Below are 13,971 nucleotides of genomic sequence, written 5' to 3' on the forward strand. Positions count from 1 at the left end.
GCAACAACAATCAGCACAGCGGTGACTGTGGCGAGCAGGGGACGCGATGCCTGAAGCAGGAGGAGGATTCCCCAGGCAGTAGCCATACAGAGAATGGAAAAGAATAAGGGGCGAAGCCGTTGTGAACGAACGCTCAGGAGATGGTCTGTATACGTACCGCGTTTCACGCCGCTGAGAATAAGCAACCCTGGGAGCAGGCTGAAACCGCATGTGGTCACTGCTCCCCAGACCAGTCCTTGCAGCAGCGTTGGGGCCGTGAGAAAGGCAAGCGGAAGGAAGGTGGGAAGGGTGACGAGCAGCGGGTGAGCGATCTCGGAGAGGAGACGGGCGAGCCTGTACCCTCCTGAGCGTCCTTGCCACAGTTCTCCCTGTTCGATGAGCCTGGATTGACTTTTCATAGAAAAAGCACCTCTTCTTCTTTGTAGATGGTGAAACTGTTCATTTCTAGTGTAGCAGAAGAAAACGGAGAGAACATGAATATTTCGACAGAAACCACTTACTTTGTCGAGAAGACGTTATCTGCCTCAGGGCCTGGCAGCACTCCTGTTCAGGTCATCTGAGGGGCCTGTGCTGTTGCGAACAGGCGGTTCGAGCTGGTGGCGGAACGCTTTTGTCGATTGGTATCACTATATTGTGGTAGAAGATCTGATCGTCTCTAATATGATCAAGAATCATCATCTTTCTCTCAGCATTTATGACGCGGGGTGAAGCCAATTTCTCGATATCCTGAGTGTCAAGGCTGCGTGCTGCGAGCAGTCAGGGCCAGGACTGGAACCGGCAAACAGACAAATGCGATACATAACATCTTCCCTTCCTCACTCCACCATCATCAGGGGAGAGCGTTCAAAAACGAAGAATGAAAACCGTCTGGTGGCATTGTGCCTTTTCATGCCCGAGGTGAGAAGGTACAGCACCCACACATCACTCACACAGTACCCAAAGGTGCGTCTCGTTGTTGTGTATGCTCAGAAATAGCTGTTTTGCTTTTATTTCTGATTTTGTCGAGAAAGAGAAGAAGAGCTATGTATCTGATTGTAGGGATATAGATGGTATACGATTCATTTTATGTTTAAAATATAAAGAAAATGTTCTTACTTAAAAAAAGAGTTGTATTGAACGTATGAATTTGGTTTGGCTATGATAGAGAAAAAGCAATGTGGTTGTGGTCTCTGGGGAGGTGATGCATGTCTTTAAAACAAGCGCCCCAACGGAATGAGCTGTTAGTGCAAGCCCGGTACGAGCATGGCTTGACCCAGGAAGCCCTGGCCGAGCGACTTGGGGTGGATGTGCGAACGGTAAGCTCCTGGGAGCGTGGATTGCGCACGCCGTCCCCACACTACCGACATAAGCTTTGCAAACTGTTTAAAAAGGCGCTGGTTGAGCTGGGTCTAGAGATACAACCTCATGGCAGCGACGAATTTCCCAGAGCATTTCCGCGCAACGAGTTATCAAATCGTGATGAGCACCGACATCGCATGCTGCGGCGGATATGGAAACGCTGGATCACGGATGGGCTGGAGCGTTCTTTGCACATGACCCTGCTTGTCCCCGATCTGGTGGAACTCCCTGAAGCTGTTCATAATCCCTGGTTGGCGGTTGCAGAGTGGGATCAAAAACCGCGGCTCATTCCAACGGGAACCTCCTTACTGGACCTTTATGATGCGGCGGATGGTACACTCCTGATTCTCGGTGAGCCAGGAGCGGGAAAAACCACACTCCTGCTCACACTTGCGCAAGCCTTGCTGGAACGGGAAGCACACCAGGCGATGCCACTGCTTCCCGTTGTTCTGCATCTTGCAGAGTGGACGCAGAAACGGTTTTCGCTGGATGAGTGGATTCTTCAAGAATTACAGCAAAAATATTACGCTCCTCAGCCGCTGGCTCGTCAGTGGATCGAGACGGAACAGGTAATCTTGCTCCTTGACGGACTCGATGAGGTCAACTCTGAAGCGCGAGCAAGTTGTGTCGAGGCGATAAATCGGTATCGGCAGGCGCATGGGCTGGTCCCGATGGTCATGTGTTGTCGCACGAAGGAGTATGAGGCTTTCAAGGGACAACTCTGTTTCAGTCATGCTCTTCAGATTCAGCCACTCCGCCAGGAGCAGATTGAGCAGGTGCTTGCGCAAAAAGGTGCTCAAGGGAAGGAACTTCAACAGGCGTTGCAGCGTGACCCGGGACTCAGACAGTTGGCCCAAACGCCATTCATACTGGGAATTTTGTGTCTGGTTTACACTGAAGGGATGGAAAGACAGGCTGCTACGTATGAGCAGGACGCAGCAGTTCTTCTGCAACAACGGCAGGCGGTGCTTGCCTGTTATGTTGAGCATGTACTGAAACGGCGGGGTCAACGGAGCATCTATACTCGTGAACAAACCCTTCACTATCTTGCAGTGCTCGCCTCTCAACTTGAGCGACACGGACAGGTTGAGTTCTCGTTAGAACGCATGCAGCCAAATTGGCTCCCCCAACGACAACAGCACCAATATCGTCGTTGGATTGTGCGTCTGTTCTATTGCCTGGAAACGCTCTCCTTGAGTATTTTCTTTGCCAGCTTTTATGGGGATCCGGTTTCGTTTTCCTCGGGACCGCTGGCCTGGGTTGCAGGGAAGCCAAGCAATGAGGTACTGGGATGGATGGCGCTTGGCCTGGGAGGGGGATTTCAAAATGTCACCAGTTTCGCTGTCTTGCTGACCGTGATCTTCCTCCTCATTTTTGTCCTCGCTGGACGCGTGAGCAGAGCCCATCCCCTGCGTCTCTCCTGGTCCTTGCTCCTGAAAAGGGCCTGGGAAGGATGTCGACGGGGGTTCTGCTTTGGTCTGGTGAGTGGGCTGCTGGCTTGTTTCTTCTTGAGTCTGTGGGGAGGGATTCCATATGGTCTCTATCGCGGGTTTGGGATTGCTTGTCTGAGTGGATTATGTATGAGTTTTGCAAGCGGATGTCTTGCGCTTTTCCCTGCTCCAGAGCCGCAAAATGCCAGCAAGCGTGGCGTGAGAGAGCGGCTGACGGATTGTGTGCTCTATACGCTGTGTAGCACGTGCGGGTATGGACTGGTGTATGACGTGCTTTCTCATGAATCCCATCTGCTGATTCTGATCTATGCGCTCATTGTTGGCAGTCCCTCCGGGATCATTTTTGGTCTGGCCAATGGTACCCGGTTAGTAGAGGGGATGGGAGAACAGATCCAGCCTGCTGAAGTGGCATCCTGGCAATGGGTCAGCTGGCGTCAGGTGCTTGAGCAAGTGCGGAATGGTTTCTTGCTCGGGAGCTGGGTGTTTCTGGCAGTGAGCATTACCTTTCTCTGCGTTGCAGGTCTTTCCCAGGGCTTTGTGTATGGCCTGCGTTATGGCCTTCTTTTTGGCGTTCTAGCGGGCGGTATCGGAGCCCTGACGGCCCTGTTTGCAGGGCTTTTCGCAGAGGCCTGGGTGACACGGATGTCAGATGCAGAGGAGCGTGCTTTGCAGCGGCCACACGAAGGCCTTTCCCGCTCGCTTCGTCATGCGGTGAAGGCATCACTCATTTTCGCGGCTCTTGGAGGATGTGGAGGGGGTGGCATCAGTGCTTTGGCGTTTGCTCTGACTGGAGTGCCTGGATGGCCGCTGCTTGGTTTTCGCTTCGCGATGATTTGCGGGAGCCGCTTTGCTTTTCAGTTCTTCTTCTTTCATGGGGGACTCGCATGGATCGAACATATGCTGCTGCGTTTTTGGCTCTGGCGACGAGGAGTGATCCCCTGGAACTATCCTCAGTTTCTGGATTTTGCCGTTGAGCGCATGCTGTTGTATCGGATGGGGAGTGAGTATCGCTTTGCGCACCGCATGCTTCAGGAGTATTTCGCCACATACAGGAAAAATGAAGGAGAAGAAGAAAATCTATGCGCAGATCGCCCAGTCCATCCAGATCTCATGCCCTTGTGATTGGTGGGGGCATTGCTGGATTAGTGACAAGCCACGTGTTGCTTCGGCATTGTAAACGGGTTACCCTGGTGGAGCGGGATATCTATCCCGCTGAACCTGTGTTTCGCTCAGGGGTTCCTCAGGGGCAGCAAGTACATACGCTTCTTTTGCGCGGTCAGCATGTCCTTGAGGAGCTGTTTCCGGGGCTGACCCAAAAATTGCTTGCGGCGGGAGCGATTGGCCGAGAGTATGGGAGCGGGAGCCTCTATGTGTCTCCTTATGGGCCTTTGTGTCAGATCCCCCCTCGTCTGCATGGGTGGAATTGTTCTCGCCTCTTTCTGGAATGGCATCTCTTGCAAGAGGTTCGCCACTCGGATCGCATCACTGTGGTGGAGGGAGCGGAGGTTGTAGGGTTGCTGGGTGAGAAGCAGCAGGGGCAGATAGATGGAGTACGCTACCTGAAACGGGGTCAGGCGGCTCCTCAGGAAGTGCATGCTGATCTCATCATTGACGCCAGTGGGGCCCTATCGCAAGCTCCAATCTGGTTAGAGCAGCTGGGATATCAAGCGCCCCAAGAAACAGTCGTTGCTATCCATCAATGGTATGCGACACGCTGGTATGCGTCTCCTGTCCCGGACGCGATCCCCTGGAACGGGGTCATTGTTCGGGCTTCCCCGCCACTGCGGCGAGACGGGGTCTTGATGGAGGTTGAAGGCGGACGGTGGATGGTAATCCTCTCCGGGAGAGGAGAGGATGCCCCTCCAACGGATGAGGCTGCCTTTCTCGCCTTTGCACAGAGTCTTTCCGATCCGACGATTGCCCGGGCAATACAGGCAGGACAACCATGCTCGCCGATGGATAGCTATTGCAGAACTCATATACAGTGGCGGCATTTTGAGCGGTTGAGCAGTGGCCCCCAAAACTTCCTCGTGCTGGGAGATGCCGCCTGTGTTTTGAATCCTGTTTATGGACAAGGAATGACGATAGCGATCCTGGAAGCGGTCTTGCTTGATCGTTGTCTGCGTCAGCAGGATCATGGTGCCCTGGCTCGTGTTTTTCAGCGACAGCAAGCTCATTTGTTACGACGGCCCTGGCAATATGCGGAAAGAGCTGAACGTCTCCTTGCCGGGAACAACACAGAAACGAATTGGGGAAGTAGGATCGTTCGACAGTATATCGAGACCTTGATGCATCTGGTAACCATAGATCCGCGTGCCTCGCTCATTTTTCAGGAATATCTGCACATGTTGCGCTCATCCAGGAGCTTTTTGCATCCCTACCTGGTGAAGCAGGTACTCCGTCTCTGGGTCAAGAAGTGGCGGCATGGAAGGGAACAGCGTGCCTTGGCTCAGGAATGAAAGCAAGGCGGGTGAGGATGGACTGCAATGAGGAGGGGGCGAGGTCGCTTGGGCGAACCAGCACACGGCAAGCAAGATCATGCGATGCTCTTGCAAGGGTGTATAGTTTACCGCCTTCGACACCAGGCGGTTTCCTGTGCCGCGTGCACAGCAAGCAAGCAGAAGGAGGAGCAAGAAGGCAGGAACACCAGAAGAGGGAAGAGAGGGAAGGCAGAAGCAAGCAAGAAGGCAGCACAGAGCAAGCGTCCAGACGTTCCAGCGCGCATGATGCCCCTGCTCGCCCCCGCAGGTGCTTGGGCTAGGCGCGTGCTGCCCGCTGCTGGAGCCGGCGCAGGCGGTCTTGCGAGCGTGCCAACTCGCCCATATGCTCAAGAAACTGCGCTAGCGGCAGGGGTGTGCCGATCAGCCCTTTGATGGGAACCCGCTTCAGCAGCGTGCTGCCCTGCATGATGGCAAACTGGCGGGTGTGGGCCTCAACCACCAGCGCGACCGTCTGCCCCGCCAACGCTTGTTTCACGTAGTAGGGCTGATGTTCTACGATCATGCGGCCATCCACCTTGACCCGTCGCACAAAGGCTCGCCCATTCATCGCATGCAGCCAGGCATCAGGATCAACCTGCTCTGGCAGCCTGGGCTGCTGGGGCAGGCTCGGGAAGACCTCGCGGGGAGGGCGATTGCCACAGGCGCGTCCCTGATGGGGCCGCTGCTCGTTGTAATGGCGCAGATACGCTGCCGTCACCTCACGCACCTCCGAGAGCGTCTGAGGCGCTGCACCTGCAAGCATTCCTCCTTGAACGAGCGGTGGTACCGCTCCACATACCCGTTGCGTTCAGGATGCTGTGGCGGGCAGACGTTGGGCTGCACGCCCACGCAGAGCAGAAAGCGGGACAAGACGGAGGGGAAATCCCGCCCCGAAGCCGAGCCAACCCATCTGGGATCACGATCAAAGGTGAGCATGCGAGGCAAACCGTACCGCTGCAAGAAGGCCACCACCGCCTCAAAGGCCGAATGCCGCATGAAAGTCGTCACGCACGACCGCTTCCAGCAGCAGGGAGGTACCCACATCGACAAAGTTGAGCACTTCGACCACATGCGCCCGCTTTTCATCGGCTTCCGTTGGCGAAAGACCCGCATCCTTGCGCATCGATCTGCACTCCCTCCAGTGGCTCACGCGGCGGCCAGGGCTGCTGCTGAGGCGGCTCTGCCGCCACGAGCACGCCTTCTTCGCGCAAGATGCGCCAGACCGTGCGGCTGGAACGAGGGAGCGGCTCGTCGGTCAGCTCGGGATCACGGTGCAGGAAGAAGAGCAAGGTGCGAGGGCCAGGCACCCGTTGCAAGCCATCCGGTGGCTGTTCGCGTAGCTCCAGGAGCCGGCTTCTCACCCGCTGGGAGAAGCGTGAGCGACGGGGCTGGCGGGGCAAGCGGGGACGAGAGAAGAGCACCGAGAGATCATTTGAGGCGGCGTGCGCAAAGTGGTCACGCCACTTTTTGACCATGCTGGTCGAGCAGCCCACCGCGTCGGCAATCTGTTGAAGCGTCCAGTCGGGATGCTGGCGCAGCAGATGCCGGATCATGGCACGCTGCTGGAGCCACAAGGCTTCCATGTACACCTCCATCCAGGTTCAGGCACGAAACAACCCTGCTTCAGTGTACCGCCTGGAGAGGCTGGCCGCAAACTCCCATCTCGATCCCTCCTGCTTGGAGGCTCGGTTTTGCACGCGGCACAGGAAACCGCGCCGTGTCAAAGGCGGTAAATCGTACATGGGCTTGTTGGTGGCGCAGAATGGCGAGGAGATCTCTGGTGGTGGCGGAGGTGGTGTGAGTTGGGGTGACGTAGATTATCACCCCTATAAGCAACGGGATGGAGAAGATGGGCTGCGTGGTGATCCAGACAATGAGTATACAGAGGATCTCAATCCCAATGAGCACCCCTATTAAGCTATACTTGAGAGAGGAGTACAGTATTCTCCTCTCTCTTGCTCTATGATAAGGAGGTAGCAAGCATGGCAGATTTTGTTCCTATTGACCATACCCGTCCTTTTATGGATATCATTCGAGAGCGAGCACAGCGCATCCACCCATACCCAGAGAAACTTGTAACGCTGTTTGAGTCGATTGATCGAGCACACTTTGTACCGGAAGAGCTACGCGACTTTCTGCCCGATGTCCACACCAATAAAGGGTGCGCTGGTCTACTCAGTCAGCCATTGGTAATTTTCAAGATGGTAGCATTTCTCTATCTCAAGGGCAATGAAATTGTTTTTGAGGGTGGAACTGGCACCGGCTATCAGACAGCCATCCTTGCAAGGATGTGTAAACACGTCTACTCGGTAGAGCGCGACCCCAAACGGGTCACATTTGCGAAGGATAGGTTGGAAAAACTCGGGATAGAGAACGTCACCATCCTTGAAGGCGATGCCGCTGAAGGCCTGCCTCAATATGCGCCCTTTGATCGGATGATCTTCGGTTGTGCCTTTTCCCAGGATCATATTGAGCAAGACCTCCTCAATCAAATAGCAGAGAAGTCACGCTTGCTTGCGCCAACTGGTGTCTATGATGATGGGCGGGTCTATGGCGACCTGCTCCGAGTAGACAAAAAGCAAGGGCGGGTCGCGCAGAAAGTCCTCGACACGTTTGCCCATACGCTCTACTTCGTGCCGCTGGTTTCACCGCGCCCGGTCGGTTGGACCTGGCAGAAAGACCGCTATGTGCCCTCCAGCCAGGCGAGCCAGCGTAAATGGTGGCAGTTCTGGCGCGTGTCGTAGAGCAACAAAAAAAGCCGGTAGCCTCTTTGCTCTCCCGGCTTTTTTGGCTGCTAGAAGATGCTTTTTTTGTCGTACATCTCCCAGGCTGTCGCTGCATCTAGCGAATCCCAGGCGGAAGCCACGCGCCCAGGGGATGGCTGAGAGCGAAAGACCAAAGGCGATGAGGGATGTGAGGGAAGAGGCGGGGCAGAAAGGCAATGCAGGCAGGGGGGTGCTCTCCAGAGAGCGTGAAGGGTGTCGGTGTGGCTTTCGGGAGCGAGGCCTATATTGAAGGAGATCGCTTGAGATTCTCGTGAGGGTCAGGTATACTGAAGGGGAGCGGTTGAAGATACAACACTTCAACCGGATGAATGAAAGGAGGGAGTGTACTAGTGGTTGCTACCACGTGTTTGGGCGTGAAAAAGCAGCACCCATGAGGTGAAGATGCTGCTGTGAGGGCAGCGTGTGGGCGTTGTGGTGTGAAGAAAGGCAACCTTGCCAGTGAACGTTTGGTCGCAGACACTGGCAAGGTCCCAACAAAGCGGTCAAGACCGCACCGATACTATACCATACTCTCTGTGCTCTGGCTAGATCGTGTTGCAAAGAGATTGTCTTCAATCTTGCCTGAGTGCGCGGCTGGTGGTGTGTGTTCCCCGCTTTTTCCGTTCGTCGAGAGGCCAGTGGGCAGTGACATGTAGTCGTCTGTTCTGCCCTTTTTCAGCCAGGATGCTTCAGAACGGATGCCTGCTTCCTTGCTGCTCGCGAGAGCAGAGCGCTCATGGAGCGCTTGTATGATGCGCAATCCTCAGGTCCTTTGTGGTGAGGGATGAGGACGCTGCCTGTCAGTGATTTTCCTCTGGGTGTGGTGTCGGCGTGCTGTGTGCATGTGGTCATGCCGGTACGCACGAAGAGAGAAGCTGGAGGTGTTTTTTGATCATGGAGATGAAGAAAGAGAGATAGGAGGAGGGAGATATGCGACAAGAGAGAAGAAAGCCGTCGGTGCTGCGACAAGTACGCAAGGAGTTGGACCTGACCCGCGAGGATATCGTGCGACGGGCGCGAATCTCGGCGTCGACGATTCGCAATGCGGAGTTGGGGCGGACGGTGCGGCAGCGCTCGGCCGTGCAGATTCTCACGGCGATTAATGAGGTGCTGCGCATGCGCCAGCAGCCGCCATTGACGTTGGAGGCGTTGCATCTGGTGCTCCTGGAGGAGTGAGCAGCGGAGCCCCTGCGGGGGGACGCAGGAGCGACCCTGCTGGAAGCCCTGCTTGTAGGATGAGCGTATGACAGGATGAACGTGTGAAAGGAGGAAGGGTATGGACGAGGTATGCTTGCCCCGGCGGGCGATGAGGCTGCGGATTCACTGTGAACCGCTGGAGACGCCTGCGCGGCTGTTTTGTCCGGTGTGGGCGGAGGCCCCCTTTACGCTCGAGGTCTCTGATGCGGAGTGGCAGCAGACGACGCTGCTGTCAAGCGTCCGGTTCGGGCAGGAGTCGGTCTGTCCGGTGGTACTGCGGCCAGAGATGGTGGTGCGGGTGCTCTGTGGGGGGCTGCTGCTGGAGCTACAGGTGCGAGCCGTCGCGCGGGCATAAGAGCGCTGATGAGGCGCTGTGAGAACGATGAAAGAGGCAGACGAATGGCGGAACGAGAGATGCAGAGAGGTCGCATGAGCCCCTCTTTTCTGCTCAATGTGGCGCTGCCGGTGGCGCTGGCGCTCTGGGTGACGGCGTCCCTGCTGTGGCTGGCGCTGCAATGGCTCTGGGAGCGGGTGAGTGTGGCGGTGACGCAGCATGCAGGTTGTCTGGTGGGGCTGAGTGCGCTGGTGCTGAGTGCGCTGAGCGCGCCATGGGTGCTGCCGCTGCTCTTTCGTGGCCTTCGGGCTCTTGATGACTTTTCACAGAGCCGCAAAGATCGGGCAGCCTATCGCGCGTTGCTAGAGGCGTCGACAGAGGCGGTGCGCCAGGGGCGCAGACTGGAATACCGCAATACGCAGACGGGAGATCAGATGAAGGTGGATGCACTTCCGGCGCGGTTGCGACCAGCCTCTGAGGGCAGCATTGCTCAGGAGCCAGCGGGTATGTCTGCACCCCCGTTGCCTGCTGCGGTGGAGGCGATTCCGGCGGTGATTGAGTACCCGGCGATTCGGGACCAGGTGCCTGCCGGCCAGACGCTGCTGGGGATCCATCCGGAGACGGGGCAGTTGGAACTGGCCTCCCCGGAGCAGCTCAAAACGGCCTGGTTTGTGGGCGGCTCCAATTCGGGCAAGAGCAATACGGTCTATGGCAAGGTGCAGGATGTGGTCTCCTGGGGCGCGAAGCTGTTGCTCTGTGACCTGCATGCGCATAAGCCCGATAGTCTGGCCCGCAAACTGGCCCCGTTCCGGCAGGCCTTGTTGCGTCCGGTGGCGACAACGGCAGAGGAGATCAAGCAGGCGATCCTGCTCTTTCTGACGGAGTTTCGCGCCAGACGAGCGGGGCGCCGGCCCTGCACACAGCGGTGGCTCATTGTCTTTGATGAGGTCAACGCGACCTGTCAGCAAGTGGTGCGCGTCTCTGAAGCGGAGCGGGCCGACCTGTATGCCGCCTTTGGGCTCAAGCTGAGTGAGGAGCAGGTGAAATTGCAGGTCTTCATCAAGTGCCTGGCGGAAACGTGCGGCTATGAGACGCGGGGATTTGCGATGTATGGCTTTTTCATCTCGCAGAAGGTGGCGGGGCTGGCCTGGTTGCGCAATGCGATGATGACGGTGTTTGTGCATGCGCTGTTGATGCACAGTGAGGCGCTGCTGGCGGCCAATCACAAGCGGCAGGTGGCTGAGCAGGTGACCCGCTTTCGGGTGGGACGCACGCTCGTCTATGGCTATGAGATTGAGGAGATGATCTTGCAGCAGCCCCGCTATGCCGTGGAAGCTGGACCGCTGGGAGCCCGCAGACCGGGGGAGGATGTGAGTCTAGAACCCTGGGCGTCATCTCCTGCTGTTTCCGTGCCGGGAAACGGGAAACGGGTGGAAACAGGGGCGGAAACGGAGGCGGAAACAGGGGAGGAAACAGCGCCACAAGCGGGGCGAGGGCCTCGTGGCAGGGTGATCGAGGGAGTGTTTCCGCCGTCATCCGCGGTACCTGCCCAAAAAGAGAGGCAGGGAGCTGTTTCCGCGGAGGTGCGGGAAACGATTCGGCGGCTCTGTCTGCAAGGCAAGCTCTCGCATCGAGAGATCGCAGCGGCGGTGGGGCTGGCCGGGCGCAAGTATGGGCTCTATCAGCAGGTGTGTCGGGAGCTGGGGATCAAGCCCCAGGAGTACCGAAAAAGGATGCCACCACACCGATGGTAAATCATGTGTTGGTCTGTTCCGGGAACAGACCGGGAAGCAGAAATGACGATATGGTCTGTTCCGGGAACAGATCACGACAGTGAAAGGAGACGTTGTGATGACAATGACGATTGCATATGAAGCACGCGGATTGGGAACCTCCCCTTGCTATCCGGCAGGTTTTGATGGAGGCAACACCGATACCTGTTTTGCAACCTTCATCGAGGGTCAGGAACACATCACGGTGCTACCCAGTGCGATTGCCCTGGGTTCCGTGGCCAGACTGGATTTGTTACGCAGTGGGGTGCATGGCGTCCCAACGGCTCATGAGCGCTATCACCAGGATGTGTTGGTTTCGTATCAAGGGGTAGACTACTTTGTCGGATATATGGCGATGCGGCACCAGAAACTGGCCACGACGCAGCGAGGGGATGAGACCCGCTATGCCTCACGAGATCAGCTTCTTCGGCTGCTGGCCGCCTCGGGCTTGACGATTCCCACCACAGCATACACGCTTGAGCTGGTGACGACGCTGCCGGTAGGCTACTACACTAGGCAGTTACGGCGGCAGGTGCGTGCGTGCTTGGAGGGCGAGCATGTCTTTCAACTTAATGGGCAGCAGCGGCGGGCCACGATTCGGGTCCGCAAGATTCTGGTGGAAGGACCGCCCGCCTTGGTGCTCTATGGAGCTGACTCCGCCAGGCAGCAACGGCTGCTTATTGATGGTGGAGGCTATACCACAGAGTTTGTGGTGCTGGATGGCTTTGAGCCGCTGCCCGAACTGTGCCGAGGGGTTGAGTTGGGGGTGGAACAGATTGGTGAGTACCTGGCGGAGCAGGTCCAGGAGCGCTATCAGCGCAAGCTGAGCGTGCGTGAACGCAGTGACATTTTGCGGGCCTATGGCTCTCAGCGGAGTGGGCACCCGGAGGCGTATCCGACGATTGCCTGTGGTCGCACGAGCATTGCAGCAGCGGAACTGGCGAGTATCGTGCGAGAAGGCTGTCTCAAGGTGGGAGAGCTGACCTTAAAAGAGGCGGCGTCGCTGTGGGGGATCACGAACGAGGTGGTAGCCGGGCATATTCCGTATCACTACCATGTGGGGGGCTCGGTCTGGTTCTACCACGATGTGTTACGCAGCAAGATGCCCCACCTGCGAGCGGTGGAACAAGCGGAACTGGTGAATGCGCGAGGGAGCATGCGGATCGCGCAGGCCTTGTGCTCGTGAGGGGTGGTCGATGCCACGCAATACAGAGGAGTTTGAGTATGTGCAGGTGCCTTTTCCCAAAGGAAGCGCGGTGGTGCAGCACCTCCGAGAAGAGGCCCGGCGCTATAGCGGACGAGCGTTTGTGGGACCGCATATCGCGCTCTTGCTGATCGATCGCGATGCGCATCTCTATGGGAGTGCAGAAGGGCAAGGACGAGGCATCTGGTTTCCCCCGGCGTATCTGGCCCGGCTGCCCCCAGTGGCAGAGGAGCCACCGCTTCAGGATGTGGAAGCTCCTGTGAAGATGAGTGAGGCTGAGGTGGTGCAAGCACAAGCGCGAGCGATGGTGCGGATGCAGTTTGGCGATGATGACGAAGCATGAAAGGAGTGAGATGATGGGAATACGGCAATGGTTTGGGAAGCCGTCACAGGCGCAACGGGAGGCAGAAGCAGCGGTGCGTGCCTTGCTGGGGGAGATCCAGTTCACGCTGGAAGATCCACCGGAGGTGATGCAGGAGAAAGAGCGGCGTCTGCGTGAAGGGATTGAGGTGATCCGACGGCATCGAGAGCAGGCGGAGGCCGCGCGCTCCTGGTGGGCCAAAATGATCGGGTGGTAGGAAGTTGGAGAAAGAGAAAGCGAGGAAGAATGATGCAGAAGAAACGCAAGTGCTGGGTGCCACGCTGGACGTGCCTGCGAAGGCGGCAACGGAAGGAGCGCGCATCGCGCCCCGAGAAGCAGGAGATGACGCAGGACACGCTGCGATCGAGCGTGGTGGAGGAACAGGCCCAGACCGAGGAGCAACCGTCAGAGCAACACACGACAGAGGAGGAAGAACCGATGCCAGGGCATCAGGATGAACAGCGAGCAGAAGAACGGGTGCTGGTGCTTCAAGATGAGGCAGGCAATCAGGTGCCGATAGTCCGCCGCGACGGCCGGCTCTTTGTGGATGGGGTCTCGGCCCGCATGCTTCAGATTGCGCCTCTGGATGCTCCGCCACCCCAGCTGGAGCTGATGAGTGCCGGGGGCGTCCTGGTGCGCATGACGTTTGAGCAGTATGCGCAGCTGGTAGGACCGCTCTCTCGGGACGCGCTGGGAAGGATCTGTGCCTCATTGGATCAGCTCCTGATCGAGCAGGCGGAAGAAGTCGCGGAGTTGGAGCGAGGAGAGACAGAAGTGCAGTTGATGGCGCCGATCTTCTGTGGGGGGAAGCATCCCTTTGTGGTGCCGCTGACGCACCGAGCGGTGATCACGGCCTCCCTGAGCCGGCCGCGTCTCTACCTGCTACAAGGGCGCTGCATGGGCTGTGAGAGCCTGTGGTATGCCAAAAAGCTGGAGCAGTATGAGGCGGCGCGTGAGCAGGAGCGTGAGCCGGACGAGCCGCGCTAAGCGGGTCTGATAATGCTCGAGGGCCTGGACATGCAGGCCTTCGAGCGCGAGTGTTGTGAACGGAGTTGACAGAGAGGAGAAG

At 57.4% G+C, this 13,971-nt stretch carries 16 protein-coding genes; 13 read left to right on the forward strand and 3 right to left on the reverse strand.

Features of this window, described 5'->3' with window-relative positions; genetic code table 11:
* The first annotated feature begins 140 nt into the window (after window positions 1-140).
* The 4 genes from KTH_RS32500 to KTH_RS32515 all read left to right on the forward strand — a co-directional run bounded on the left by KTH_RS32500 (window position 141) and on the right by KTH_RS32515 (window position 5,248).
* Window positions 141-347 (forward strand): hypothetical protein, encoded by a 207-nt coding sequence (locus KTH_RS32500; protein WP_497623084.1) that lies wholly within the window; start codon window positions 141-143, stop codon window positions 345-347.
* Between the two features lie 154 nt (window positions 348-501).
* Window positions 502-708: a hypothetical protein gene (locus KTH_RS32505; RefSeq protein WP_497623086.1), complete on the forward strand. Its 207-nt coding sequence runs from the start codon at window positions 502-504 to the stop codon at window positions 706-708.
* A gap of 476 nt (window positions 709-1,184) precedes the next feature.
* The gene (locus KTH_RS32510; protein ID WP_497623088.1) at window positions 1,185-3,911 is read left to right on the forward strand and encodes an NACHT domain-containing protein; all 2,727 of its coding nucleotides are present in this window, start codon (window positions 1,185-1,187) and stop codon (window positions 3,909-3,911) included.
* A complete protein-coding gene (locus KTH_RS32515) occupies window positions 3,869-5,248 on the forward strand; it encodes an FAD-dependent oxidoreductase (protein WP_497623090.1) in 1,380 nt (459 codons plus the stop codon). Before KTH_RS32510 ends, KTH_RS32515 begins: the two co-directional genes overlap by 43 nt.
* A gap of 298 nt (window positions 5,249-5,546) precedes the next feature.
* Here the strand turns inward: KTH_RS32515 and KTH_RS32520 are convergent, their stop codons facing one another.
* The 3 genes from KTH_RS32520 to KTH_RS32530 all read right to left on the reverse strand — a co-directional run bounded on the left by KTH_RS32520 (window position 5,547) and on the right by KTH_RS32530 (window position 6,852).
* A complete protein-coding gene (locus tag KTH_RS32520; RefSeq protein WP_497623092.1) occupies window positions 5,547-6,032 on the reverse strand; it encodes an integrase core domain-containing protein in 486 nt (161 codons plus the stop codon).
* The gene (locus tag KTH_RS32525; protein ID WP_497623094.1) at window positions 5,984-6,277 is read right to left on the reverse strand and encodes an integrase core domain-containing protein; all 294 of its coding nucleotides are present in this window, start codon (window positions 6,275-6,277) and stop codon (window positions 5,984-5,986) included. Before KTH_RS32525 ends, KTH_RS32520 begins: the two co-directional genes overlap by 49 nt.
* Window positions 6,278-6,351: 74 nt before the next feature.
* Complete coding sequence (locus tag KTH_RS32530) at window positions 6,352-6,852, reverse strand: helix-turn-helix domain-containing protein (protein WP_497623096.1); 501 nt, start codon at window positions 6,850-6,852, stop codon at window positions 6,352-6,354.
* A gap of 157 nt (window positions 6,853-7,009) precedes the next feature.
* Between KTH_RS32530 and KTH_RS32535 the strand changes: the two genes are divergently transcribed.
* The 9 genes from KTH_RS32535 to KTH_RS32575 all read left to right on the forward strand — a co-directional run bounded on the left by KTH_RS32535 (window position 7,010) and on the right by KTH_RS32575 (window position 13,889).
* Window positions 7,010-7,186, forward strand: a complete 177-nt coding sequence (locus KTH_RS32535) for a hypothetical protein (protein WP_497623098.1) — start codon at window positions 7,010-7,012, stop codon at window positions 7,184-7,186.
* A 65-nt stretch (window positions 7,187-7,251) separates the two neighbouring features.
* Entirely contained in the window at window positions 7,252-8,013 is a 762-nt protein-coding gene (locus KTH_RS32540; protein WP_497623099.1) for a protein-L-isoaspartate O-methyltransferase family protein, read from the forward strand.
* Between the two features lie 951 nt (window positions 8,014-8,964).
* Window positions 8,965-9,210: a helix-turn-helix domain-containing protein gene (locus KTH_RS32545; protein WP_111326116.1), complete on the forward strand. Its 246-nt coding sequence runs from the start codon at window positions 8,965-8,967 to the stop codon at window positions 9,208-9,210.
* A 100-nt stretch (window positions 9,211-9,310) separates the two neighbouring features.
* Entirely contained in the window at window positions 9,311-9,586 is a 276-nt protein-coding gene (locus KTH_RS32550) for a hypothetical protein (RefSeq protein WP_111326117.1), read from the forward strand.
* A 74-nt stretch (window positions 9,587-9,660) separates the two neighbouring features.
* Window positions 9,661-11,319, forward strand: a complete 1,659-nt coding sequence (locus tag KTH_RS32555) for a hypothetical protein (protein WP_497623101.1) — start codon at window positions 9,661-9,663, stop codon at window positions 11,317-11,319.
* Window positions 11,320-11,416: 97 nt separating this feature from the next.
* Window positions 11,417-12,523: a ParM/StbA family protein gene (locus KTH_RS32560; RefSeq protein ID WP_111326119.1), complete on the forward strand. Its 1,107-nt coding sequence runs from the start codon at window positions 11,417-11,419 to the stop codon at window positions 12,521-12,523.
* A gap of 10 nt (window positions 12,524-12,533) precedes the next feature.
* Window positions 12,534-12,884: a hypothetical protein gene (locus KTH_RS32565; protein ID WP_497623103.1), complete on the forward strand. Its 351-nt coding sequence runs from the start codon at window positions 12,534-12,536 to the stop codon at window positions 12,882-12,884.
* Window positions 12,885-12,894: 10 nt separating this feature from the next.
* The gene (locus KTH_RS32570) at window positions 12,895-13,119 is read left to right on the forward strand and encodes a hypothetical protein (protein WP_497623105.1); all 225 of its coding nucleotides are present in this window, start codon (window positions 12,895-12,897) and stop codon (window positions 13,117-13,119) included.
* A gap of 29 nt (window positions 13,120-13,148) precedes the next feature.
* Window positions 13,149-13,889 (forward strand): hypothetical protein, encoded by a 741-nt coding sequence (locus KTH_RS32575; protein WP_497623107.1) that lies wholly within the window; start codon window positions 13,149-13,151, stop codon window positions 13,887-13,889.
* The last annotated feature ends 82 nt before the right edge of the window (window positions 13,890-13,971 follow it).

This window comes from Thermosporothrix sp. COM3 (genome assembly GCF_059696735.1).